This window comes from Sphingobium aquiterrae, assembly GCF_037154135.1.
GTDB lineage: Bacteria > Pseudomonadota > Alphaproteobacteria > Sphingomonadales > Sphingomonadaceae > Sphingobium > Sphingobium aquiterrae.
Window position 1 is genome coordinate 195,197 of the sequence record NZ_JBANFL010000008.1, and the last position, 23,198, is coordinate 218,394.

General features: G+C 66.5%; 15 protein-coding genes. 9 read left to right on the forward strand and 6 right to left on the reverse strand.

Going from position 1 to position 23,198, the window contains the following annotated elements; translation table 11 throughout:
* Nucleotides 1-63: 63 nt before the first annotated feature.
* The 3 genes from WFP78_RS10810 to WFP78_RS10820 form a co-directional block, all read right to left on the reverse strand.
* Nucleotides 64-2,688, reverse strand: a complete 2,625-nt coding sequence (locus WFP78_RS10810; protein ID WP_336961713.1) for a M14 metallopeptidase family protein — start codon at nucleotides 2,686-2,688, stop codon at nucleotides 64-66.
* 27 nt (nucleotides 2,689-2,715) lie between these two features.
* A complete protein-coding gene (locus WFP78_RS10815; protein ID WP_336961715.1) occupies nucleotides 2,716-5,016 on the reverse strand; it encodes a TonB-dependent receptor in 2,301 nt (766 codons plus the stop codon).
* 295 nt (nucleotides 5,017-5,311) lie between these two features.
* A complete protein-coding gene (locus WFP78_RS10820; RefSeq protein WP_336961718.1) occupies nucleotides 5,312-6,280 on the reverse strand; it encodes a LysR family transcriptional regulator in 969 nt (322 codons plus the stop codon).
* Between the two features lie 90 nt (nucleotides 6,281-6,370).
* Between WFP78_RS10820 and WFP78_RS10825 the strand changes: the two genes are divergently transcribed.
* The 6 genes from WFP78_RS10825 to WFP78_RS10850 all read left to right on the forward strand — a co-directional run bounded on the left by WFP78_RS10825 (nucleotide 6,371) and on the right by WFP78_RS10850 (nucleotide 15,049).
* Nucleotides 6,371-7,372 (forward strand): NAD-dependent epimerase/dehydratase family protein, encoded by a 1,002-nt coding sequence (locus WFP78_RS10825; RefSeq protein WP_336961722.1) that lies wholly within the window; start codon nucleotides 6,371-6,373, stop codon nucleotides 7,370-7,372.
* Between the two features lie 359 nt (nucleotides 7,373-7,731).
* Nucleotides 7,732-8,916, forward strand: a complete 1,185-nt coding sequence (locus tag WFP78_RS10830; RefSeq protein WP_336961792.1) for an MFS transporter — start codon at nucleotides 7,732-7,734, stop codon at nucleotides 8,914-8,916.
* Between the two features lie 158 nt (nucleotides 8,917-9,074).
* Complete coding sequence (locus WFP78_RS10835; RefSeq protein WP_336961725.1) at nucleotides 9,075-10,445, forward strand: diguanylate cyclase domain-containing protein; 1,371 nt, start codon at nucleotides 9,075-9,077, stop codon at nucleotides 10,443-10,445.
* Between the two features lie 118 nt (nucleotides 10,446-10,563).
* Nucleotides 10,564-12,363: an ABC transporter ATP-binding protein gene (locus WFP78_RS10840; RefSeq protein WP_336961728.1), complete on the forward strand. Its 1,800-nt coding sequence runs from the start codon at nucleotides 10,564-10,566 to the stop codon at nucleotides 12,361-12,363.
* Nucleotides 12,360-14,225, forward strand: coding sequence for an ABC transporter ATP-binding protein (locus WFP78_RS10845; protein ID WP_336961731.1), 1,866 nt, complete (start codon nucleotides 12,360-12,362; stop codon nucleotides 14,223-14,225). The genes WFP78_RS10840 and WFP78_RS10845 overlap by 4 nt, the downstream gene beginning before the upstream one ends.
* A 164-nt stretch (nucleotides 14,226-14,389) precedes the next feature.
* Nucleotides 14,390-15,049: an FABP family protein gene (locus WFP78_RS10850; protein ID WP_336961734.1), complete on the forward strand. Its 660-nt coding sequence runs from the start codon at nucleotides 14,390-14,392 to the stop codon at nucleotides 15,047-15,049.
* 15 nt (nucleotides 15,050-15,064) lie between these two features.
* Here the strand turns inward: WFP78_RS10850 and WFP78_RS10855 are convergent, their stop codons facing one another.
* The gene (locus tag WFP78_RS10855; RefSeq protein ID WP_336961737.1) at nucleotides 15,065-17,332 is read right to left on the reverse strand and encodes an FdhF/YdeP family oxidoreductase; all 2,268 of its coding nucleotides are present in this window, start codon (nucleotides 17,330-17,332) and stop codon (nucleotides 15,065-15,067) included.
* A gap of 185 nt (nucleotides 17,333-17,517) precedes the next feature.
* On the opposite strand from WFP78_RS10855, the gene WFP78_RS10860 reads away from it, so the two are divergent.
* The gene (locus WFP78_RS10860; protein ID WP_336961740.1) at nucleotides 17,518-17,961 is read left to right on the forward strand and encodes a DUF2147 domain-containing protein; all 444 of its coding nucleotides are present in this window, start codon (nucleotides 17,518-17,520) and stop codon (nucleotides 17,959-17,961) included.
* A gap of 15 nt (nucleotides 17,962-17,976) precedes the next feature.
* Here WFP78_RS10860 and WFP78_RS10865 read toward each other — a convergent pair whose 3' ends face one another.
* Both WFP78_RS10865 and WFP78_RS10870 read right to left on the reverse strand, forming a co-directional pair.
* Nucleotides 17,977-19,326, reverse strand: coding sequence for an O-antigen ligase family protein (locus WFP78_RS10865; RefSeq protein ID WP_336961743.1), 1,350 nt, complete (start codon nucleotides 19,324-19,326; stop codon nucleotides 17,977-17,979).
* Nucleotides 19,327-19,478: 152 nt separating this feature from the next.
* Nucleotides 19,479-20,738: a WcaI family glycosyltransferase gene (locus WFP78_RS10870; protein ID WP_336961746.1), complete on the reverse strand. Its 1,260-nt coding sequence runs from the start codon at nucleotides 20,736-20,738 to the stop codon at nucleotides 19,479-19,481.
* A 414-nt stretch (nucleotides 20,739-21,152) separates the two neighbouring features.
* Between WFP78_RS10870 and gmd the strand changes: the two genes are divergently transcribed.
* Both gmd and fcl read left to right on the forward strand, forming a co-directional pair.
* A complete protein-coding gene (gene gmd, locus WFP78_RS10875; protein WP_336961749.1) occupies nucleotides 21,153-22,220 on the forward strand; it encodes a GDP-mannose 4,6-dehydratase in 1,068 nt (355 codons plus the stop codon).
* Between the two features lie 2 nt (nucleotides 22,221-22,222).
* Nucleotides 22,223-23,188, forward strand: a complete 966-nt coding sequence (gene fcl, locus WFP78_RS10880; protein WP_336961751.1) for a GDP-L-fucose synthase — start codon at nucleotides 22,223-22,225, stop codon at nucleotides 23,186-23,188.
* Nucleotides 23,189-23,198 lie beyond the last annotated feature (10 nt).

The following is a 23,198-nucleotide window of genomic DNA, read 5'->3' on the forward strand; positions in this document are numbered from 1 at the left end:
GCCCAAAGGAAAAGGGCGCCGGCTCATGCAGAAGCCGGCGCCCTTCCTGTCTCTCCCGCGATCTTATTTGCCGCTGTCGGGATAGAGGGTGTTGAACAGCAGCTTGTAGGTGCCATGCGACTGGGCGCGCCACTGCGGCTTGAAGCCGTAGAGGTAGATCTTGCCCTTGCCATAATCGACTTCGATGGCGGCGGCCTTGCCCTGGATCATCTCCGGGTGGAGCAGCACGCCGCTGCGCAGCGGATTGCCCGATGCCGCGTAGGAGGCCAGCACCTCGCCCTTGAAGCCGGGCTTGGGGGCGAAGGCGGGGCCGCGCTCGAACATCACGATCGGGTTGCCGGGCATGCCGGCGGCGACCGACGTGCCCGGCTTCAGATCGACCGCGAGCAGGGCGCCGGAGCAGAAGAACTGATCGCTCTTCACATCCTTGAGGATGTTGGTCACGGGCAGGTCGAACAGGTCGATGACCGCGTCGGAGGCATTGTTGAGCGCCACCAGCGTGCCGCCGCCGCTCACGAATGCCTTCAGCTTTTCCGCGCCGTCCTTGCCGATGCCGCCGGCATAGGGGGCGGGCATCTGGCTGGGGCTGAAACCGTCCATCAGCGAGGCGAGCGGCCCCTTATAGGCGGAAACCGTGTCCGACGCCGGCGCGATGTCGCCGGGGCGGGCTTTGCCGGGGGCATTGAGGTCGGGGATGACGATGGTGTCGTACTTGCCCGCAAGTCCGCCCTTGATGTCGGCATTGTACAGGCTCTTGGGCGCGAAGGCATAGCGTTCGAGCAGCCAGCGGGTCCAGCCCTCGTCGATATTCGATCCCCATGGGCGGTACAGGCCGACGCGGCCCTTCTGCACGGCCTTGCCGTCCGGCTTCTGCCCCGTCGCGGTGACGGATACGCTGTAGTCGGCGGCGATCTTCGCCATTGCGGACGCGGGCAGGCCGGTGATGGCGATGGCGTCTTCCGGCGCGGCGCCGGGCTGCAGCGCGGCGCTTGTCCAGGCGGCCTTGCCCCCGGCGGCGAGCGCGGCGTTCAGCACGCGATAGCTGTTGTTGACGCGCCGGTCGACCAGATAGCTGCCGCCCGTGCCGCTGATGCCGCCCGCAGGCGGCGTGGCCTTGTCGAGCTTGCGCATGTCCCCGCGCGCGGCGGCGTCGAGCGGCTGGACGATGCGGTCCACCCGCACGCCCATCTGCATCGGCAGGGTCCAGCCGGTCACGTCATAGGGCAGGTCGACGGGCTTGCCGTTGCCGTCCAGGATCGCGTCGGGATAGCTCTGTTTCTCGAACAGTTCGCGCGCCAGCCCGGCAAAGGGCTGGTCGGTCGGCACCACCCAGCTGCCCGCGGCATAGCTTTGGGTGCCGATCGTCGCCGGCTTGTCCAGCTGCAGCACGTCCAGGCCATGGCTGATCATCAGCTGGGCGAGCGATGCCGCTTCGGGCATGTCGGTCTGCCCGGCGGGGATGACATAGGCGGCCGGGCCGTCCTTGGCGGACGCGGCGACCATGTCGCGCCCCGCCTGATAGCGGTTGAACAGCAGCGTCTCGCGATATTTCTGCGCCGTCTCCAGCACCGACATCGACGCCGTGACCATATAGTCGACGCTGTTCTTCAGGTGCCATTCGCCCCCGCGCCAGGGGGTGGGGTACATGATCTGGCTTTTCAGATCCTGCATGTTCTTCGGGAAATCCTTGACCGTGAAGGTCTTGGGCGTGGCGCTGTCATGCGCGGTTTCGGTGAAGAAGGAGATGGTGTTGCGGAAGACGTGGATATAATCGAGGAAACCGGGATACCAGTTGTCGAACCGCGCCTGCGCGATCGCGCCGGGCTTCTGTTCCTTTTCCATCCGCGCGATGATGTTGGTGCCGATGGCGTTGGTCCAGATGCGCATATAGGGGCTGATGTTGGACGAGATCGGGTCGGCGAAGGGCGGCACCCAGATGCGCGCGGGGAAGGGCGCGCTCTGGTGCTGCGAATACCAGATGACCGGGGAATAGCCCTGCTCGGTCGCGTTCACGACCTGGCTTTCCTGCATGTTCAGCATGTAGCCGTCGCGATTATTGTCGTGCCCGACATATTCCTGGTACAGCCAGGGCGTGCGGCTGGTTTCCCATTTCGTGCCGCGCTGCTTGCGATACCAGTCGACGACCATGTCCTGCCCGTCGGGGTTGAGCGTGGGCCACAGCACGAGGATGACGTCGTTCAGGATCGCGTCGACCTCGGCATCGTCCTTCGCCGACAGCAGCTTGTAGGCGAGCGCCAGCGGCAGCTGATGGTCGGCCACTTCGCTTGCATGCATGCCGCCGTCGATATGGACGATGATCTTGCTGTCCTTGGCGAGCGCGCGGGCCTGGTCGTCGCTCAGGCCGCGGGGGTCGCCCAGCCGCCGGGAAATCTCCTTGTACTTCTCGAAATTGGCGAGGTTGGCGGGGGAGGAGATGACCGCATAGGTCATCGTGCGCCCCTGCGTCGTCTTGCCGGCGGTGAACAGCCTGATGCGGTCGGACGCCTTCGCCAGCGCCTCGAAATAGCGGAGCGAATCCTCGTAATTGGCGAGATAATAATCGTCGCCCGGATCATGGCCGAGCACCGCTTTCGGCGTGGGCACGGGGTCGGCCAGCGCCGGGACGGACAGTCCCAGCGCCGATACCATCAGCAGGGCGCGCACCGCGCGCGAAAGCGGCTTGGTCATGAAACTACCTACCTTGTTGGAATGCGATCAGAAATGATGGCGCAGGTTGATGCCGACGGTGCGCGGCGCGGCCGATGTCGCCGAATAGCTGTTCGCGGTGGAAGAGCGCGACGCCCGGTTGATCGCCACGGAATCGAAGATGTTGTTGACGAACAGATAGACGCCCGTGTCGCTCGCCGGCAGCTCCAGGCCGATGCGGACATTGGCGAGGGCATAGTCGTCCATCTTCACGCGATAGACGTTGGTCGGCCGGAATTCCGAATAGGAGGAGCCGGCATAGTTGACGTCCGCGCGGGCGAAGAAATCCACCGTGCCGCTGACCGGCACCGTATATTCCGCGCCGAATGCACCGCTCAGATGCGGGATATAGGGGATGCGGTCGCCGGCGCGGCCGGCGGCCACGACCGCGTCGTTCACCTGGTCTTCGGTCAGCTTGGCGTCGATATAATTGCCCGACAGGGTGAGCTGCAGGCCCTTGACCGGCCGGAGAAACGCCTCTGCCTCGACGCCCCGGACGCGCGCGGCACCGGCATTGGACAGGAAGCTGAACGCGCCATTGGTGGTGCGGCCGCTGACCTGCATGTTCTTCCAGTCGATCTGGTAGCCCGCAAGGTTCAACGTCAGCTTGCGGTCCAGCAGGCTCAGCTTGGCGCCGGCCTCATAGTTCCACAGACGGTCCGCCTGATAGGGCGTGAGGTCCGCCGAAAGACCGATCACCTGATTGGCGCCGCCTGGACGGAAGCCCTGCGACGCGGTCGCATAGAACATCATGTCGGACGTGGCCTGCCATGCGGCGTTGAACTTCAGCAGCGTACCGTTTTCCGAGGAATCGACGGTCGAGAGCGGACGGGCGGGCGCGCCGATCAGCGTCCAGGCGATGTCGGTGAAGCCCTGCACTGTCTTGTTGTAATCGAAATAGCGGATGCCGGCGGTCAGGCTCAGCTTGGGCGTGGCATGGAAGGTGCCCTCGCCGAACACCGCGAATTGCTCCAACTTGTCGAAGATTTCGCGGCGATAGAAGAGCTGGACCGGCGTGATGATCTCGCCGGTCACGTCGTCGGCGCGGGCGTCCGAAGAGGTCACGTCGTTCTTGCGGTTCTGGTAGAAGCCGCCGATCGTCCAGTCGATCATCTGCGTGCCGTCGGAACTCAGGCGGACTTCCTGCGTGAAGTCCTTGGTCGAGCCGGGATAGTAGATCGCTGCCGGGCTCAGCCCGTCGATATAGTTGTAATAGCTGGTCAACTGGCTGTCGGAGCAGGCGCTGGTGCTGCTGCCGTTGACATAGGCGGCGCAGCGTGCGGCGGTGCGATAGCTGCCGATATAATAGCTGTCGTCGGCCGCATAGGCGGACTTGCGATGCTGGTAGGAAGTGATCGACGTCAGGTTGACGCCGCCAATGTCCCACTTCGCGGTCAGGTTATAGATTTGCGACTTGTCGGTATAGGGCAGCATCACCTGTGCGGCGGTCTTGTAGTCGCCCACTTCCGGGTTCCACGAAGCGGATACGGCATCGGTGTTCTCGAACGATGCCGAGGCGTCGATGGTCAGGTTGGACGAGGGCGTCAGGCGGGCCATCAGGCGGCCGCCGGTGGCCGTATAGTCGTTCACATTCTTGCGGTTGAGGAAGCTGTTGTCGACATAGCCGTTGCTGTCGCGGCGATAGAGCACGGCGCGCACGGCGAGCAGGTCCTTCACCAGCGGCACGTTGACCATGCCGTTGACGAAATAGCCGAAGCCGCCGCCCTTGGTGGACATCATCTGGCCTTCGACGGTGCCTTCATAGTCCTGCGTCGGCTTGTTCAGGATCACGCGGATCGCGCCGCCCATCGAGCTGGAGCCATAGAGCGTGCCCTGCGGCCCGCGCAGCACCTCGATACGGCTGACGTCGAACAGGGTGAAGTCGGCGGTACGGCCGGCCGCGTCGCTGGAGACGCCGACGGAGCCGGTGACGGGCGTATCGTCATAATAGACGCCGACGGTCGCTTCGCCCGACGCCTGCACGCCGCGCAGGCTGACGCGGCGCTGGCCGGGGCCGTTGTCCTGGATGCGCAGGCTGGGGACGAACTTCGCATAGTCCGCGATGTTGGTGACGCCCGCATTGGTCAGCGTCTCGCCGGTGAGGGCGGTGATCGCCATCGGCGTGGTCTGCAGGGTGGTGTCGCGGCGCAGGGCGGTGACGACGATGTCCGTGCCGGCGTCGGCTGCCGCGGGGGCCGCCTGAGCGGTCTGGGCCTGGGCGCTCACCGAAAATGCGGTGGCCAGTGCTGCGGCGGCCGTGCATGCCGTCAGGCCGCGCAGCGTGCGATGAAGTCCGTACCGATGATTCATGTGCTTCCCCTTTTTTTTGGAATGCCGTCGTTCCGCAACTGTTGCTGTCGGATCGCTCGACTCGGATCATAATGGCAAAAATAATGTATAGACAAGAAATATTATTGCCCAATTTATGGGCGTTACGTTTCGATATTGCCTAGAAAATAGGCGGCGGAGGGGTGCCGGCCGCCGGCAGGGCGCCGGCCTTCGGTCGAGCGGAAAAATACCGCTGTCTCAAGAGGTTGTGGCGCTGGCGGGGGGTGGCAGGCGTGGGATGGTCCGAATAGAATGGCTACGGGCGTGATGCGATGCCCTATCGGGGTGGCCGCTTCTGGTCGGTCGCCGCCAGCCTGGGTTGATGATCGGGCGCCTGCATGAAGCCGCCGACGATCCGGGTCAACTCCCGAACGAGCATATCGAAAACGACCCGGCAGCGCGCGCTGCTGCGCAGGTCTTCGTGCATCACCACCCATGTTTCCAGATCGACGGCGAAGGCGTCGGCCAGGACGCGCACGAGATCGGGGTTGGCGGCCGCGATCGGGACCTGGCACACGCCGATGCCGAAACCGGCGCGGATGGCGCACAGCTGGGCGACGTCGCTGTCGACGCGCAGGGCGAATGCGGCGCGCTCAAGCGCCGGATAGCGCCGGGCAAGGGCGCGGATCGCCGGGGTTTCGACATCATAGCCGATCAGGTCGTGATCGCGCAGCTGCGCCATGTTCCGGGGGACGCCGCGCCGCGCCAGATAGTCGCGATGGGCATGGAGCCCCAGCGGAATGGCGCCGATGCGCCGGGCGACCAGCGCCTGCTGTTCCGGCCGCACCATGCGGATCGCGATGTCGGCCTTGCGCTGGAGCAGGTCGTCGAGCGCGTTCGACAGCGAAAGCTCGATGGTCAATGCGGGATGGGCCTGCCGCAGCCGCGCGAGGATCGGCGGCAGATGCTCCGCGCCGACGACTTCGCTGGCGCTGATCCTGACGGTGCCGCGCACCGCGCCCGCGCCGCCCTCGCCGCCTCGCCCTTCGGCGGTGCGCAGGAGCGCGGCGGCGGTGGACGCGAGCAGGGCCGCATGGGGCTTCAGCTCCAGCGCCGCGTCGGTGGGCGAAAGGCCGTGCGGCGTCCTGAGGAAAAGCCCGGCACCCAATGCCTCTTCCAGCGCATCGATATGCCGCGCCACGCTGGGCTGCGTCAGGCCGAGCGCGCGCGCCGCACCCGACAGCGACCCCTCCCGCAGGACGGCATTGAAGGTGCGGTAAAGATCCCAGCTGGGCGGCTTGCTCATCTATTTTCGTATAGCATATCAAGATAATTCGGCAATTTCGTTGAGCAGGGAAAGGGCCGACCCTGTCTGCGTCCAACGATGGAGGCTGATATGGAACGGAAAACGGCATTGGTTCTGGGGGCGACCGGCGGCATCGGCGGGGCGGTGGCGGCGCGGCTGGTTTCGGCCGGATGGCATGTGCGGGCGCTGCACCGCGATCCCGCGCGGGCGGCCGGGGAAGGCAGGATCAAGGGGGGCGAATGGATCGGCGGGGATGCGCTGGTCACGGCCGATGTGGTCGCGGCGGCGGCGGGCGCCAGCCTGATCGTGCATGCGGTGAACCCGCCGGGCTATCGCGACTGGGAGAAACTGGTGCTGCCGATGCTCGACAGCAGCCTGGCCGCCGCGCGGATGCATGGCGCCCGCATCCTGCTGCCCGGCACCGTCTATAATTACGGCCCCGATGTCTTTCCGGACATTGCCGAGAGCGCCCCGCAACATGCCCGGACCCGCAAGGGTCGGATCAGGGTGGAGATGGAGCGCCGCCTGAAGGACGCGGCGGACCGGGGGGAGGCGAAAGTGCTGATCGTCCGCGCCGGCGACTTTTTCGGGCCGGGCGCGGCCAATAACTGGTTCAGCCAGGGTCTGGTCAAGCCGGGGCATCGCCCGACCGGCATCAGCTATCCGGGCAGGCGCGGCGTCGGCCATCAATGGGCCTATCTGCCCGATGTGGCGGAAACGATGGTGCGCCTGATCGCGCAGGAAGACCTGCCCGATTTCGCCCGCTTCCATATGGACGGCCAATGGGATGCCGATGGCACGCAGATGGTGGACGCGATCCGCCGCGTGCTGGGCGCGCCCGCTTTCCAGCTGCGGCGCATGCCCTGGCTGATGATGCGGCTGGCGGCGCCCTTCGTCCCGTTGCTGCGGGAACTGGTGGAGATGAAATATCTGTGGGACCATCCCGTCCGCCTGCGCAACGACCGGCTGGTGGCGGCCATCGGCGCTGAACCCCACACGCCGCTGGACGAAGCCGTGCGCGCGACGCTGGAGGGGATCGGCTGCCTTGAACCGGCGGCGGGCGCGGGCAGGGCCATGGTTCCGGCCCTGTAACCGGCAATCGGCATATCGGCATGCCGTGCCCATGTGCTGGCGGAAGGATGTGGGACGGCGGGGGCTGTCGGATCGGCCCGGCCCGACGCTTTGCCCGCTTCTTCCGGCGGTTCGGGTGTCTTTGCTACGGGCCCTCGCCATGGCCGCGCCCCTGGCATAGTGGGGCGGCAGCGCGCGATCATGACGGAGGCAGGCCCCATGCCCGGCGATCGAATCCGGACGGGCATTGCCATATCTTCGTATGGATAGGCATGGCGCCGTTTCCGTCATAATGCTCCCTCCGGCGCACCCGCCATGACCGCCTTCCGCCATGCCCGATCCCGCATCACCCCCGCCCCCGACGAGAGACCCCGATGACCATGACTGTTCGCACGCCCGTAAAGCAGCCGGTCGACGCGCTGGGGCGCGGCCTGACCCTTGCCATGGCGGCCGCGACCGGCATCGCTGTCGCCAACATCTATTATAACCAGCCGATGCTGGGCGTCATGGAACGCGATCTGCGGGGGACGATGACGGGCCTGGTCCCGACGGCGACGCAGCTTGGCTATGCGGCCGGGCTGTTCCTGCTGGTGCCGCTGGGCGATCTGGTCGAGCGCAAGCGGTTGATCGTCGTCCAGTTCCTGCTGCTTGCCGCCATGCTGGTCGGCGCGGCGCTGGCGCCCAGCGCCGGGCTGCTGATCCTGGCGTCGCTGCTGCTTGGCGCGGCGTCCACCGTGGCCCAGCAGATCGTGCCCTTTGCCGCGCATCTCTCCGCGCCCGAGCGGCGGGGGGCGACGGTCGGCACGGTGATGTCGGGGCTGTTATGCGGCATCCTGCTCAGCCGCACGCTCGCAGGCTTTGTCGCGACCCATGCGGGCTGGCGGGAGATGTTCTGGCTGGGCGTGCCGCTGGCGCTGGCCGCCGGCGGATGGATGGCGATCAGGCTGCCGCGCAGCCAGCCGGAGATCGACCTGCGCTATGGCGCGTTGCTGCGCTCGCTCATCGGCCTGTGGCGCGAATTCGGCGCGCTTCGCCTGGCCGCGATCACGCAGGCGCTGCTGTTCGCCGCCTTCAGCGCGTTCTGGACGATCCTGGCGCTACGCCTGCAGCAGCCGCGCTTCGGCCTGGGCGCCGATGTCGCCGGTCTGTTCGGCATCGTCGGCGCGATCGGCATCCTCGCCGCGCCCATTGCGGGCCGCATCGCCGACAGGCGCGGGCCGCATGAGGCGATCGCGCTGGGCGCGGCGCTCACGCTGGCGTCATGGCTGGTGTTCGGCCTGTTCGGCTCGATCGCGGGGCTGATCGTCGGCGTCGTCCTGCTGGATTTCGGGGTGCAGGGCGCGCTCATCTCCAACCAGCATATCGTCTATGCGCTCCGGCCGGAGGCGCGCGCCCGGCTCAACACCATGTTCATGGGCACGATGTTCCTGGGCGGCGCGGCGGGATCGGCCGGCGCGACCTGGGCCTGGGCGCTGGGCGGCTGGAATGCGGTCGCGACGCTGGGCGTCGTCCTCGCCGCCGTCGCCGCGATCCTGCAGGCCGCCAGCCTGGCGAGGGGCCGCTGATCCATGCCCGTCGCATTTCCCGGCGGAGCGACGGCGGGGCCGGGGCCGCGCCGGGAAGGGCCTTTTCGGGATCATGCCTCATTCGATGCATATGGGTTAACCAGCCTTCAACATGCATGGCATAGAGCGCTGGCCAGTCATCATGTTGCGAGGAAGCGTTGAACCACCAGACGGAACAATTCGGTCCTGGCAGAAATACGCCCGCATCGTCACTCAACGACATCTGCCGCCTTGCCCAGGCGCTTTTGCCGGTTCCCTTCGCTTTCATCCACCTTGTCGACGGGGTTCGCCAGATGGCGGGCCTGCAGCACAGGGGTTGCGGCAACATGCCGCCGGCGTTCGAGCCATTATGCGGGCTTGTTGCAAGGCAAAGGGATGTGCTCGCCATAGACGATCTGGCGGACGATCCCCGGTTTGCGCCGGCATCGGGGGCATTGGGCGATCCGGCGCCGGTGTTCTGGGCCGGCGCGCCGCTGATGCCGCTGCCCGGCACCGTCGCGGGCACGCTGATGGTGGCGGACAGCGCCGCCCGGCCTTTCCCGCCCGAAGACCGGCGCAAGCTTGAGCTGCTGGCGCGGGTCGCGTCCGAGCATCTGCGCCTGCTTCTGGCCAATTGCCAGGGATCGAAGCAGGAAGCGCTCTACCGCGTGCTGGCGGAAAACACGACCGACACGATCGTGCGCGGCAACCTGGAAGGGGTCCGGCTCTATATCTCGCCCTCGGTCCAGATGCTGCTTGGCTATACGCCGCAGGACCTGATCGGCAAGCGCGCGATCGAGATCGTGCATCCCGACGACGCCGACGAATTCCGGGGGATGTTGCGCGATGTCCTGGAAGGCAATGTCGAAATCGGCGTGAACGAGCACCGGCAGCGCCACAAGGACGGTTCGTGGGTCTGGCTCGAGGCATTGGTCAAGCTCACGCTGGACGAGGTGACGGGCGTGCCCGACGGCTATGTGGCATCGGCGCGCAATGTGTCGCAGCGGAAGGAGGCCGAACTCCGGCTGAGCCACATGGCGACGCATGATCCGCTCACCGGGCTGCCCAATCGCTTTCTGCTCAACGAACGGCTGCGGCAGGAAATCCTGCGCTTCAAGCGCACCGGCATGGGGTTTGCGCTGCTCTGCCTCGACCTCGACAGCTTCAAGCCGGTGAACGATCAATTCGGGCATGGCATGGGCGACGCCCTTTTGCGCGCGACGGCAGCGCGGCTTCGTGCCGCCGTGCGGGAAGAGGACATGGTCGCGCGGGTCGGGGGCGACGAATTCGTCATCATCCAGACCAGCAGCTGCAACGAGCCCCAGGCGGCGATCCGATTGGCGGAGCGGTTGATCGACGCGATATCGCGCCCCTATGAGCTGAGCGGATTGCCCCTGTCCATCGGGGTCAGCATCGGCATCGCCACCGCCCACACGCCCTTCGCCGCGCTCGACACCGAAGGCCTTATGAAAATGGCGGATCAGGCGCTGTACCGGGCCAAGGCGGCGGGAAAGAACTGCTATGCCCTGTCCGCGGGCGTGGACGCATAGCATGCCCGGTCGCCGGGGCGGCTTCTGTCGGTCCGGGGCGGTCGTTCCGCTGGATCGACCGGGGGAAAGCCGTTAGCGTAACGCGCGCGCATGATGGAATGGCTGGAGAAAGATCGGAGTGACCAGCGGGCCTTTCAGCGCGTTTCCGCCGATGCCGGATGAAAGCCGGCCTGCGGTGTCCTCCCCCTGGCGCGCGTTGCTGGCGCCTTATGGCCTGTCCCTGTGGCTGCTGCTGTTCTGCCAGGCGGGGCAGGCGATTGCCTCGCTCAGCCTGCCGAGCTTCAGCGCCGATGTTATCGACCGGGGCATCCTGCGCCACGATACGCCGCACATCGTCCGCATGATGGCGATCATGCTGCTCGCGACCTGCTGCCAGATCCTGTTTTCGGTCGGCACCGCATGGCTTGGCGCGCGCATCGCGATGGGGATCGGGCGCGACCTGCGATCGGCGGTGTTCGCCCGTGTCCAGGCCTTTTCGCTGACCGAGGTGCGCCGCTTCGGCGCGCCGACCCTGATCACGCGCTCCACCAACGACGTGCAGCAGCTCCAGACCGTGCTGGTGATGGTGCTGACGATGGTGATGACCGCGCCGATCATGGGGATTGGCGGCGTCGTGATGGCGGTGCGCCAGGATGCGCATCTCTCGCTGCTGCTGTGCGTCAGCGTGCCGTTGCTGGCGCTGGTCATCGCGGTCATCACCATGCGCACGCTGCCGCTGTTCGCGCGCATGCAGGGGCAGATCGACAGGCTCAACCAGATCCTGCGCGAGCAGATCGACGGGCTGCGGGTGATCCGCGCCTTCGTGCGCGACACGTCGGAGCGGGCCCGCTTCGGCACGGGCAATGACGCGCTGACCGACACGACGCTGCGGGTCGGACGGCTGATGGCGCTGCAGATTCCCGCCGCCAATCTGGTGATGCAGCTTTCCAGCGTGGCGATGGTCTGGTTCGCCGCGCACCGCATCGCGCTGGGCCACATGCAGGTCGGATCGCTCGTCGCCTTCCTCACCTATATCGTCCAGATCCTGATCTCGGTGATGATCGCGTCGATGCTATTCACGGTGGCGCCGCGCGCGCTGGTGAGCGGGCGGCGGATCGCGGAGCTGCTGGCCACGCCGCCCTCCGTCGCCGAGCCGGAGGCGCCGGTGCCGCTGCCGGCCATGGCGCGCGAACGCGGCGAGGTGGAGTTTCGCGACGTCACCTTCCACTATCCCGGCGCCACCCATCCGGTGGTGCGCAATGTCAGCTTCCGCATCGCGCCGGGCGAGACGGTCGCGGTGATCGGCGGCACGGGGGCGGGCAAGAGCACGCTGGTCAACCTGGTGCCCCGCCTGTTCGACGCGACGTCGGGCAGCGTGCTGGTGGCGGGGGTCGACGTGCGGGCGCTCGGCCTCGATGCGTTGTGGAGCCTGATCGGGCTGGTGCCGCAGGAGCCCTTTCTCTTCTCCGGCACGATTGCCGACAATCTGCGCTACGGCCAGCCGGAGGCGAGCGACGCGCAGCTGTGGCACGCGCTCGACGTCGCGCAGGCGACGGACTTCGTCGCGGCCCTGCCGCTGGGGCTGGCGGCGCCGGTCGCCCAGGGTGGCGGCAATTTTTCGGGCGGGCAGCGCCAGCGGCTCACCATCGCGCGCGCGATCGTCCGCCGCCCGGCCATCTATCTGTTCGACGACAGTTCCTCCGCGCTCGATTATGCCACCGACGCGCATCTGCGCGCGGCGCTGGCGCGCGATCTGCGGCCGGAGGCGGCGGTGCTGATCGTGGGCCAGCGCGTCAATGCGCTGCGCCATGCCGACCGCATCCTGGTGCTGGACAAGGGCGGGATCGTGGGCGCAGGGACGCATGACGAACTGCTGGCGACATCCGCCGCCTATCGCGAGATCGTGGAATCCCAGCGCGCCAGCGAGGTGACGGCATGAGCGCGGCGGACCTTTCCCGCGCGCAGGTCCAGCCGCCGCCGCCGACCGGGCCGCGCATGACCCCGCCGGGGCGCGGCGGGCCGATGCCGGTAGCGGTCGGCAAGCCGCGCGCGCTCGGCCCCACGCTCCGCCGCCTTGGCGGGACGCTGGCCGTCGACCGCATCCGCCTGTCGCTCGCCTTGCTCTGTACGCTGGTCAGCGTCGCCTTCAACACGCTCGGGCCATGGCTGCTCGGCCATGCGACCGATCTGGTGGTGGGCGCGGTGGGGGCCTCGCAGGGGATCGATTTCGGCGGACTGGGCGCACTGCTGCTGCTCGTGGCCGTGCTGCAGGCGAGCGCCGCGCTGCTCAACTGGCAGCAGGCCTGGCTGATCAACGCGCTTGTCCAGGCGCTGAGCCGCGACATGCGGCGCCAGGCCCAGGCGAAGCTCGGCCGCCTGCCGCTGCCCTGGTTCGACCGCCAGCCCCATGGCGAGGTGCTGAGCCGCGTCACCAATGACATCGACAATGTGACGCAGAGCCTGCAGCAACTGCTGAGCCAGCTGTTGATGTCGCTGCTCCACCTGATCGGCGTGGTGGCGATGATGCTGTTCCTCTCGCCGCTGCTGACGCTCGCGGCGCTTGCCAGCCTGGGCCTTTCGCTCGGGCTGGCGCGGCTGCTCGCGGCGCGCTCGCAACCGCATTTCTTCGAGCAGTGGCGCTGGACCGGGATATTGAACGGCGCGGTCGAGGAGAATTATACCGGCCACAGCCTGGTCAAGGTGTTCGGCCACCAGCAGCGCGCCCGCGCGGATTTCGAGAAGAGCAATGGCGGGCTTGCCGACAATGCCTTCCGCGCCCAGTTCCTTTCCGGCGTCATCCAGCCCGCGATCATGTGCATGGGCAATCTGGCCTATATCGCGGTGGTGATCGGCGGCGCGCTGCGCGTGGCCGGCGGCGCGATGAGCATCGGGGCGCTGCAGTCCTTCATCCAATATGTGCGCCAGCTCAACCAGCCGATGTCCCAGATTTCCGGCATGGCGGCCATCGTCCAGTCGGCGGCGGCATCGGCCGAGCGCGTCTTCGAGTTGCTCGACGCGCCCGAGCTGAGCCCCGAGCCGGCCAGCCCCGCCGATGTCGCGCAGCCGCGCGGCCATATCGTCTTCGACCATGTCCGCTTCCGCTACGATCCGGCGCGGCCGCTGCTTGAGGATGTCAGCCTGGAGGCGCAGCCCGGCCAGACGATCGCCATCGTCGGCCCGACCGGCGCGGGCAAGACGACGCTCGTCAACCTGCTGATGCGCTTCTACGAGATCGACGGCGGGACGATCCGCTTCGACGGGGTCGACACGCGGACGATGACGCGCGAGGCGCTGCGCCGCCATTTCGGGATGGTGCTGCAGGAGGCGTGGCTGTTCGGCGGCACCATCCGCGACAATATCGCCTATGGTAAGGCGGACGCCACCGAGGCGGAAATCCTGGACGCGGCCCGCGCCTGCCATGTCGACGATTTCGTCCGGGCGATGCCGCAGGGCTATGACACGGTGGTGGACGAGAATGGCAGCGGCCTCAGCCTTGGCCAGCGCCAGTTGCTGACCATCGCGCGCGCCTTTATCGCGCGGCCCGCCGTGCTGATCCTGGACGAGGCGACAAGCTCGGTCGACACGCGCACCGAAGTGCTGGTGCAGCGGGCGATGGCGCTGCTGCGCAGCGGCCGCACCAGCTTCGTCATCGCCCACCGCCTGTCCACGATCCGCGACGCGGACCTGATCGTCTATATGGAGAACGGCAATGTGGTCGAACAGGGCACGCATGATGCGCTGATGGCAAGGCGGGGCCATTATTGGCGGCTGGACCAGTTCCAGCTGCCGGGGGCGGCTTAGCAAAGGGCGCTGATATTTGCCCGCACGACCCCACACCCATCGGGCGCGCTATTGACGGAGAGTGGCGGTCTGGACCAAGTGGCGCGGCGCGATCGGGCCGGGGTGCGCATTGTCCTTGCGCTCCTGGCGGCTCGGAAAAGGCCCTTGTTCGGAAAGGTTGACCAATGCCCGTTTTCCCTGAAGACATCTTTACCGAGCCGACCGATGTCGATCCCGATACATTGGCGAACCTTGGCCCGTTGCGGCGGCTTGCCGGCAGTTGGGAGGCGCGGAAGGGCATCGACATCAGTCCCAAGGCCGATGGCCCCGAACGCCGCGAATATATCGAGCGCATCGACTTCGCGCCCATCGATCCGCAGGCCAACGGGCCGCAGCTTTTCTATGGCCTGCGCTACCATGTCCACATCACGACGGAGGAGGAGGACATCACCTTCCACGATCAGGTGGGCTATTGGCTGTGGGAGCCCGCGACCGGCCTGGTGCTGCAGACGATCGCCATTCCGCGCGGGCAGGTCGCCATCGCATCGGGCCATTCCGCGCCCGACGCCGACCGGCTGGTGCTGACGGCGGAGCGCGGGCAGACCGAATATGGCATCTGCTCCACCGCCTTCCTCGAATATGCCTTCCGCACCGACAGCTACCGGATCGAGGTGGTTTTCAACCCCGATGGGTCATGGAGCTATGTCACCGACACCATGTTGATGGTGCGCGGCGGGACGACGCCCTTTGCGCATCGCGACCGGAACCGGCTGGAGAAGGTTGCCGAGCCGCAGCCCAATCCGCTCGCCAGGATCATCGCCGCCAAGGCGGCTGCCGATAAGTGACCGGCGCGCGCCGGCTCAGAGCGCCGGGCGCAGGGTGATCGCGATGGATTTATAGGCGGGGGTGCCGCTCTTCTCGTCATGGTCGGCGAGCGCGATGAGGCCGTTGGCTTCGGGGAAATAGGCGGCGACGGACCCTCTGGCGATGCCATAGGCCACCGCCGTCTGGCCGGCGAGGATGCGATCCCCCGCGACGACGTCGACCCGGTCGCCATGGGCGAGCCCCAGCGCCGCCAGATCGTCGGCATGGGCGAAGATGACGTCGCGCCGGCCGGTGATGCCGCGATAGCGGTCGTTCAGCCCATAGATGCTGGTGTTGTACTGGTCGTGGCTGCGGATCGTCGTGAGGGTCAGCGCGCCATCGTCGCGGCCGTCATCCTCGTCGGTGCCGGGGAAGGTCATGAAATGCGCCTTGCCGTCCGGCGTGTCCCATTCGCGACTGGAGGCGCCGACCCGCAGGCGGAAGCCGCCGGGCGTGCGGATGCGCGCGTTATAATCGAAGAAATCGGGGAAGACCTGCGCGATCCTGTCGCGGATCAGGCCATAGTCGGCGACCAGCGCGTCCCAGTCGACCTTGGTATCGGGAAGCGCCGCCTTGGCGATGCCGGCGACGATCGCGGGTTCCGAGCGGAGCTCCGGCGAGGCGGGTTTCAGCTTGCCGCGCGAGGCGTGGACCATCGACATCGAATCCTCGACCGTCACCGCCTGCGGCCCCGTCGCCTGCACATCCTGCTCCGTGCGGCCGAGGCAGGGGAGGACGATGCTTTCCCGCGCGGTGAGCAGGCAGGTGCGGTTGAGCTTGGTGCAGATCTGCACCGACAGGTCCAGATTGCGGAAGGCGGCGAAGCATGCCTCCGGGTCGCTCATCGCCACGGCGAGATTGCCGCCCAGGCCGATGAAGCCCCTGGCCGTGCCGTCGCGCATCGCGGCCACGGCCTCCACCGCATTGTGGCCATGCTTGCGCGGCGCGGTGATGCCGAAGGTGTTTTCGAGCCGGGTCAGGAACGCCTCGGTCGGAATCTCGGTGATGCCGACGGTGCGGTCGCCCTGCACATTGCTGTGGCCTCGCAAGGGGCAGATGCCGGCGCCGGGCTTGCCGATATTGCCGCGCAGCAACAGCAGGTTGGCGAGCTGCTGCACATTCTGGGTGCCGTGGCGATGCTGGGTCAGCCCCATGCCGTAGCAGATGATGACGCGGTCGGCCTGCCAGTAGACCCGCGCCATGCTTTCGATGGCGTCGCGGGACAGGCCGGAGCGGCGCACGATCTCGTCCCAGCCGGTCGCCGCGATATCGGCCCGCAGCGCGTCGAAGCCGGTGGTGTGCTCGGCGATGAACGGGCGGTCGAGCAGGCCGTCCTCGCCCCGCGCCAGCCGGGCGCGATCCTCGTCGAGCAGCGCCTTCATCATCCCCTTGAGCATCGCGACATCGCCGCCGACCTTCACCTGATGATAGGCCGAGGCGATCCGGGTGGCGCTGAGCGTGATCATCTCCACCGGGTCCTGCGGGGATTCGAACCGCTCCAGCCCGCGTTCCTTCAGCGGATTGGCGACGACGATCGGCACGCCGCGCCGCGCGCATTCCCGCAGCGTGGCGAGCATCCGGGGATGGTTGGTGCCGGGATTGTGGCCGATGCAGAATATGGCGTCGGCCCGGTCGAAATCCTCCAGCGTCACCGTGCCCTTGCCGACGCCAATGGATTTGGGCAGGCCGACGCTGGTCGCCTCGTGGCACATGTTCGAACAGTCGGGGAAATTGTTGGTCCCATATTCGCGGGCGAAAAGCTGGTAGAGGAAGGCGGCTTCATTGGACGCGCGGCCCGAGGCGTAGAATTCCATCCGGTCGGGATGGTCGAGCGCGCGCATCGCCGCGCCGATCCGGGCGAACGCCTCTTCCCATGCGACCGGCACGAAATGGCCGGTGGCCGGATCGTAGCGCAGGGGATGGGTGAGCCGTCCGGCGTCTTCCAGCGCATGGTCGGACCAGCCGAACAGCTCCGCGACGCTGTGGCGGGCGAAGAAATCGGGATCGACGCGCTTGGCGGTCGCTTCCCATGTCACCGCCTTGGCGCCGTTTTCGCAGAATTCGAAGGAGGAGGTGTGCCTGGGGTCGGGCCAGGCGCAGCCGGGGCAATCGAAGCCGTCGGGCTGGTTCATCTGCAGCAGCGCGCGGGTGTCGGTGCTGGCGCCCATCTGGGTGCGGATGGCCTGGGCGACGGCCTTCAGCGCACCCCAGCCGCCGGCGGGGCCGTCATAGGCCCTGACGCCTTTGGGATCATGATCTGCCATGTCGGGACTCCGCCTGTTTGCCGTGCGCCGGTTCGCCTGAAGGGACGATGTCATGATATCCGCTCGGGACGACGCATCATAGAGGGATGCTATTGGCGAAAATCGCGTGATCGCAAAGGGGTAATCCGGTAGGGCGCATGGATATGAATCGCATTTCCGCAGCCGATGTTCCCCGGTGCCGGCCAATGAGCCGGTCGGTTGGCCGCCGGGCCATGATGGTGCCCGTGGCGCTGGCCATGGGCCTGCTGATGTCGCCGGCCATGGCCCCGGCCGCCCCGGGAAGCCAGTCCTTCGGGATATGGAGCAACCCCGGGGGGAGCGTGCATATCCGCGTGCATCCCTGTGGCCGCAGCATGTGCGGCAGGGTGATCTGGGCCAACGCCAAGGCCATGGAAGACGCCCGGAAGGGCGGGACCGACACTCTGGTCGGCGCGGAGCTGTTCCAGGGCTTCGTGCGGGAGAGCGACACGGTCTGGCGCGGCAAGGTGTTCGTGCCGGACATCGGCAAGACCTTTTCGGGGACCGTCACCGTCATCGACGCGCGGACGCTGCAGGGGACCGGCTGCCTGCTGGGGCGGATCGGGTGCAAGTCGCAGACCTGGACGCGGATCGACCGGCCGGGAGGCTGAGGGCCGGCCCGGCCTTCATGGCTTGCGGGCCTGCGCATTGTCGAGGCCGAAGAGGCTGCGGCTGGGCTGCAGGGCTTCGGGCAGGGCATATGTCGGCGTCCCCTCGCGGTCGCGCAGCAGGCTGATGGCGGCGATGGTGAACATCAGGAACATCTGCGGGATGGCATCGCGATCGAACAGGCTGCTTTCGGTGGCGTTGTGCGCGATGGAGAAGGAGAGCAGCGCGGCCAGCATCGCGCCGCGCGCGCCATTGTCGTCCGACCGCGCGAGCAGCTTGTAGGTCGGGATCACCACGCCGGCGGCGAGCGCCAGCACCAGGCCGATCACGCCGGTCTGCGCCAGCAGATCGAGAAAGCCGTTATGGCCGACCTCGATCTTCACCACCCAGTCGGTGGCGTAGCGATAGATCGGGCCGTTGGGGCCGACATTCCAGAAGGAACCGAAGCCCGAGCCGAGCCAGGGATGATCCTGCCAGAAGGACCAGAGCGCCTTCCAGATGAGGGGGCGGCCGGTGAATGCTTTGGCATCGGTGAAGCTGGCGTTCAGCGGGTCCTTGAAGACAAGGCCGGCAATGGCCCCGGCCATGCCGACGATCAGCAGGAAGACGATCGCCGCCGGGCGACCCTTGCCGGGCCAGAGCGAGAAGACCGCGCCGATGGCGACCGCGAACAGGCAGAGGCCGGCGGAGGTCTTCGACCCGCTCTCGATGAGGAACCAGCCCGCCGCCATGACGACCGCGCCGCTGAGCCAGAGCGGGATCTTCCGGCGGTCGAAGGCGAAGAGCAGGACGGTATAGGCGCAGGCGGCGCCCGCGAAATTCTTGTGCGTCATCACCCCGCGCCACAAGCGGGTGAGGATTTCGCCGTCGCCCGGCGAGACCGATTTGGGATGCATGCCGACATCGGGGAAAAAGAACACCGCGCCATAATTGGCGGCGAGCAGCAGGAGCATCACCACGCGCACGGTGTTGAGCGAGACGGTGTAGCCAAGGTTGCGCACCAGCGCGAAAATCGACCAGATGATGATGGTGGTGAGCACGATGCGGCGCAGGGCGATTTCGGGATTGATCGCCCAGACGACGCTGGCCCAGTACCAGCCGAGCGCCACCAGGATGGATGCGGGCACCACCAGCAGCCGGCGCGGGAAGGCGATGGGCCGCAGCGCGACGACGATCAGCGCGAAGATGGCTGCAAAGCCGATCTGGCGGCCCTGCGTGCCGTCTCCGGTGCCGAGCGCGCCGGTATAGGTCATGGCCGGCCCCAGCATCGACAGCGCGAAGATGGCGGCGAGCGCGGCGATCAGGATTTTCCTGCGGGTGCTGATGCCCGACCATGCGAAACTGCCCGTGCCGGCCGTGCCGCCCATGCTGTCCTGTATGCTGATCCGTGTGCCAACGGCCGGGAAGGAGGCCGGGGCTTTTCCTGACGCCATCTGGTGCGTGTCCCTATGCGTGTTGTGGCGATCCCGGCATCATGGGCGCGGCCGGGCCGGTGGCAAAGGATGCTGCGCCTGGGAGGTCATAATATCGGCGATCGCGCGCGCGCCGGGCGGGACGGGACGAGGGCGGCGACCTGGCGCCGCATCCGGTCGAGGATCATGCGTTCGCCCCAGCGCTCCTGCGCGCGCTGGCGCGCGGCGATGCCGAAGGCTTGCCGTGCCGCATCGTCGTCCAGCAGATGTTCGATGGCATCGGCAAGGGCGCGGGCATCGCCGGGGGGAACCACGAGGCCGCAGCCGGTCACTTCGTCGGCCAGCCCCGTGCCGCTGTCGGCCGTCGCGACGACGGGGCGGCCCGACGCCAGCATGTTGGCGAGCTTGGAGGGCAGGACGAGATCGGCCGCGCCCGCGATCTGCGGCAGCAAATGGAGCGTGGCGAGGCCCAGCAGTTCGTTGAGCGCGTTGCGGGGCTGGAGATCCTGGAACAGGATGTTGCGGCATCCGGCCTGGACGGCGGCCTCTTCCAGGCTGGCGCGGTTCGATCCGTTGCCGCAGACGATGAACTGCAGGTCGTTGCGGTGGCGCAGCAGCGCGGCGGCTTCCACGATGATCTCTATGCCCTGCTTGTTGGCGATGTTGCCGGAATAGAGCGCGACATGGGGCGGCGCGACGGACCAGTCCTGCCGATAGCGGGACGGGCGGGCCAGCGGCGCGATGGCGTCTATTTCCGCCCAGTTACGGAATTCCACGATCCGCGCCTCGTCCACGCCCTTCGTCTTCAGGCGGCGGCACATGGCGGCCGAGATGGTGCTGGCGATGTCGGCCCGCCGGAGCAGGCGCCGTTCGACCCAGGCGGCGATCCGCGCGGTGAGGCCGCGTTCGCTGAGCAGGCCGGTGGCGACGGCGGCCTCCACCTCGAAATCCTGGATATGGACCCAGAGCCGGGCGCCGCTGAGCCGGGCCGCGAGCCAGGCGAGCGGCAGCGCCATCAGCGACGGGGCGATGCACATCACCACATCCGGCCTGCGGCGCAGGGCCGAGGCCAGCGCGGGAAAGGCGCCGGACAGGGTGAAGCTGGCGAGATGGAGCAGGCGCCGGGCCCCGGTGGGATTGGCCGGGACATAGATGGGGCAGCGGGTCAGCGACACGCCGTTGCGGTTTTCCGTGTGCCAGCGATTGGCGACGCCGTTCGCAATCATCCATTCCGGATAAGATGGTGGGGCGGTGACGACCTTCACCTCTGCGCCCGACTCCAGGAAATGTTCGGCCATCCGCGCGGTGAAGGGGCCGATCCCCACGGGCTCGGGCGCGTAGTTGATGCCGATCACCAGCAGCTTCACGCGATGCGCCCCGGTCGCGCGGCGACATGTGCGGGGACATGCGCGGGGCGCGGTTCCGGCCCGGCTTCAGGCGAGATGTGCCGGCGTGCAGGACATAGGGTGTACTTCAGCTTTGGCTGCTCGTTCACTGCGACCCTCCATTCGGGTTTTCATGCTGCATGCGCGAATGTGCGCCCGCAGATCATGACGATCGGTATGTGACCATTCTTGGCCCTTCGTTACACCATGGTGATGACCATGACAGAATTATGCATGTTTTCTAGCATGTTGCACGCGCTTCGCCAAAAGCCGCCCTGTACGTAAGACGAACTGTTACAGTGCGTCGAACGCGTGGTTTTGTACGATGGATGCGCTTGCTTTGTCATTGTGCGTTTGCGAAGTCTTCTCTCCTTGCCGCTCTGTGAAAGGGTCTGTGTGACTGATCGAAAAGTAGCGCTGATTACAGGGACCACCGGTCAGGATGGCGCCTATCTGTCCGACCTGCTGCTGGCGAAGGGCTATGAGGTGCATGGGGTGAAGAGGCGTTCCTCTTCCTTCAACACCGGCCGGATCGAACATATCTACCAGGACCCCCATGTTGAGGGCGCGCGGTTCCATTTGCACTATGGCGACCTGACGGATTCCACCAATCTGATCCGTATCGTGCAGGAAACGCGCCCGACGGAGATCTACAACCTTGCGGCGCAGAGCCATGTGCAGGTGAGTTTCGAGACGCCCGAATATACGGCCAATGCCGATGCGGTGGGCACGCTGCGCCTGCTGGAGGCGATCCGCATCCTGGGCATGGAGAAGGAGACGCGCTTCTACCAGGCGTCGACATCGGAGCTTTACGGCCTGGTGCAGGAAGTGCCGCAGAACGAGAAGACGCCCTTCTATCCGCGCTCGCCCTATGGCGTGGCGAAGCTCTATGGCTATTGGATCGTGGTGAATTATCGCGAGGCCTATGGCATGCATGCCTCCAACGGCATCCTGTTCAACCATGAAAGCCCGCTGCGCGGCGAGACCTTCGTCACGCGCAAGATCACGCGGGCCGCCGCCGCCATCACGCTGGGGCGGCAGGACAAGCTGTGGCTGGGCAATCTGGACGCCAGGCGCGACTGGGGCCATGCGCGCGAATATGTGCGCGGCATGTGGATGATGCTGCAGCAGGACGAGGCCGACGATTATGTGCTGGCGACGGGCGAGACGACGCCGGTGCGCACTTTCGTCGAATGGGCGTTCGCGGATGTCGGCATCACCCTGCGCTGGGACGGCGAGGGCGTGGACGAGCGCGGCTATTGCGCGGAAAGCGGCCGATGCCTGGTGGAGGTGGACCCACGCTATTTCCGCCCGACCGAGGTGGACCTGCTGATCGGCGATCCGACCAAGGCCAGGGAGAAACTGGGGTGGAGCCACGAGACGTCCGTGCGTGATCTGGCCCGGGAGATGGTGCAGGCGGACCTTGTCGAAATGCGCGATGCGCCTATTGCAAAGGATGCGTAACGATGCTTGGCGAACCTTTCAACCTGAGTGGTAAACGGATATTCGTTGCGGGACACCGCGGGATGGTGGGGTCTGCGATCGTCCGACGCCTGCAGTCCGAGAACTGTACGATATTGTCGGTGCCGCGGGAGGAGCTTGACCTTAAGAATCAGGCAGCGGTGATGGCCTGGTTTGAAGCCGAACGGCCTGATGCGGTTTTTGTCGCGGCGGCAAAGGTCGGAGGAATCCTGGCGAACAGCAGCTATCCTGTGGATTTCATCCACGGCAATATTCAGATCGCGTCCAACATCATCGGTGCTTCGCACCAATGTGATGTCGAGAAGCTCCTTTTCCTCGGTTCGTCCTGTATTTATCCGAAATTCGCGCCCCAACCCATTGAGGAAACGGCCCTGCTTACCGGACAGTTGGAGCCAACCAACGAATGGTATGCGGTGGCCAAGATCGCCGGGATCAAAATGTGCCAGGCGTACAGGCGGCAATATGGCCGTGACTATATTTCCGCGATGCCGACCAACTTGTACGGGCCTGGAGACAATTTCGACCTGCAATCGAGCCATGTGCTGCCGGCGATCATTCGCAAAACCCATGAAGCCAAGCTGGCAGGCGTGGAAAGCATTGAGATTTGGGGAACAGGCACGCCGCGGCGTGAATTCATGCATGTGGATGATCTTGCAGACGCCTGCGTGTTCCTGATGAAAAATTATTCGGACGATGAGCATGTCAATGCGGGGTCTGGCAGCGACGTTACGATCCTGGAATTGACGGAGATGGTCAAGAAGGCCGTTGGGTTCGAGGGTGAGATTGCCCGAGACTTAAGCAAGCCGGATGGAACGCCGCGCAAGCTCATGTCTTCCGATAAGCTGCTGGCAATGGGCTGGGCGCCTTCAACAAAGTTGGAAGAGGGGATCGCTGCAGTCTATCAATGGTTCCTGCGTGAGCAGGGTGGCGAGCATGAAATGCACGGTTGACCTTCATCAT

Coding starts and splice junctions, on each gene's coding strand:
- WFP78_RS10855 (WP_336961737.1), bottom strand. CDS start 17,332: ATGGCAGATCATGATCCCAAAGGCGTCAGGGCCTATGACGGCCCCGCC.
- fcl (WP_336961751.1), top strand. CDS start 22,223: ATGCTTGGCGAACCTTTCAACCTGAGTGGTAAACGGATATTCGTTGCG.
- WFP78_RS10820 (WP_336961718.1), bottom strand. CDS start 6,280: ATGAGCAAGCCGCCCAGCTGGGATCTTTACCGCACCTTCAATGCCGTC.
- WFP78_RS10825 (WP_336961722.1), top strand. CDS start 6,371: ATGGAACGGAAAACGGCATTGGTTCTGGGGGCGACCGGCGGCATCGGC.
- WFP78_RS10815 (WP_336961715.1), bottom strand. CDS start 5,016: ATGAATCATCGGTACGGACTTCATCGCACGCTGCGCGGCCTGACGGCA.
- WFP78_RS10850 (WP_336961734.1), top strand. CDS start 14,390: ATGCCCGTTTTCCCTGAAGACATCTTTACCGAGCCGACCGATGTCGAT.
- WFP78_RS10810 (WP_336961713.1), bottom strand. CDS start 2,688: ATGACCAAGCCGCTTTCGCGCGCGGTGCGCGCCCTGCTGATGGTATCG.
- WFP78_RS10845 (WP_336961731.1), top strand. CDS start 12,360: ATGAGCGCGGCGGACCTTTCCCGCGCGCAGGTCCAGCCGCCGCCGCCG.
- WFP78_RS10830 (WP_336961792.1), top strand. CDS start 7,732: ATGACTGTTCGCACGCCCGTAAAGCAGCCGGTCGACGCGCTGGGGCGC.
- WFP78_RS10865 (WP_336961743.1), bottom strand. CDS start 19,326: ATGGGCGGCACGGCCGGCACGGGCAGTTTCGCATGGTCGGGCATCAGC.
- WFP78_RS10860 (WP_336961740.1), top strand. CDS start 17,518: ATGAGCCGGTCGGTTGGCCGCCGGGCCATGATGGTGCCCGTGGCGCTG.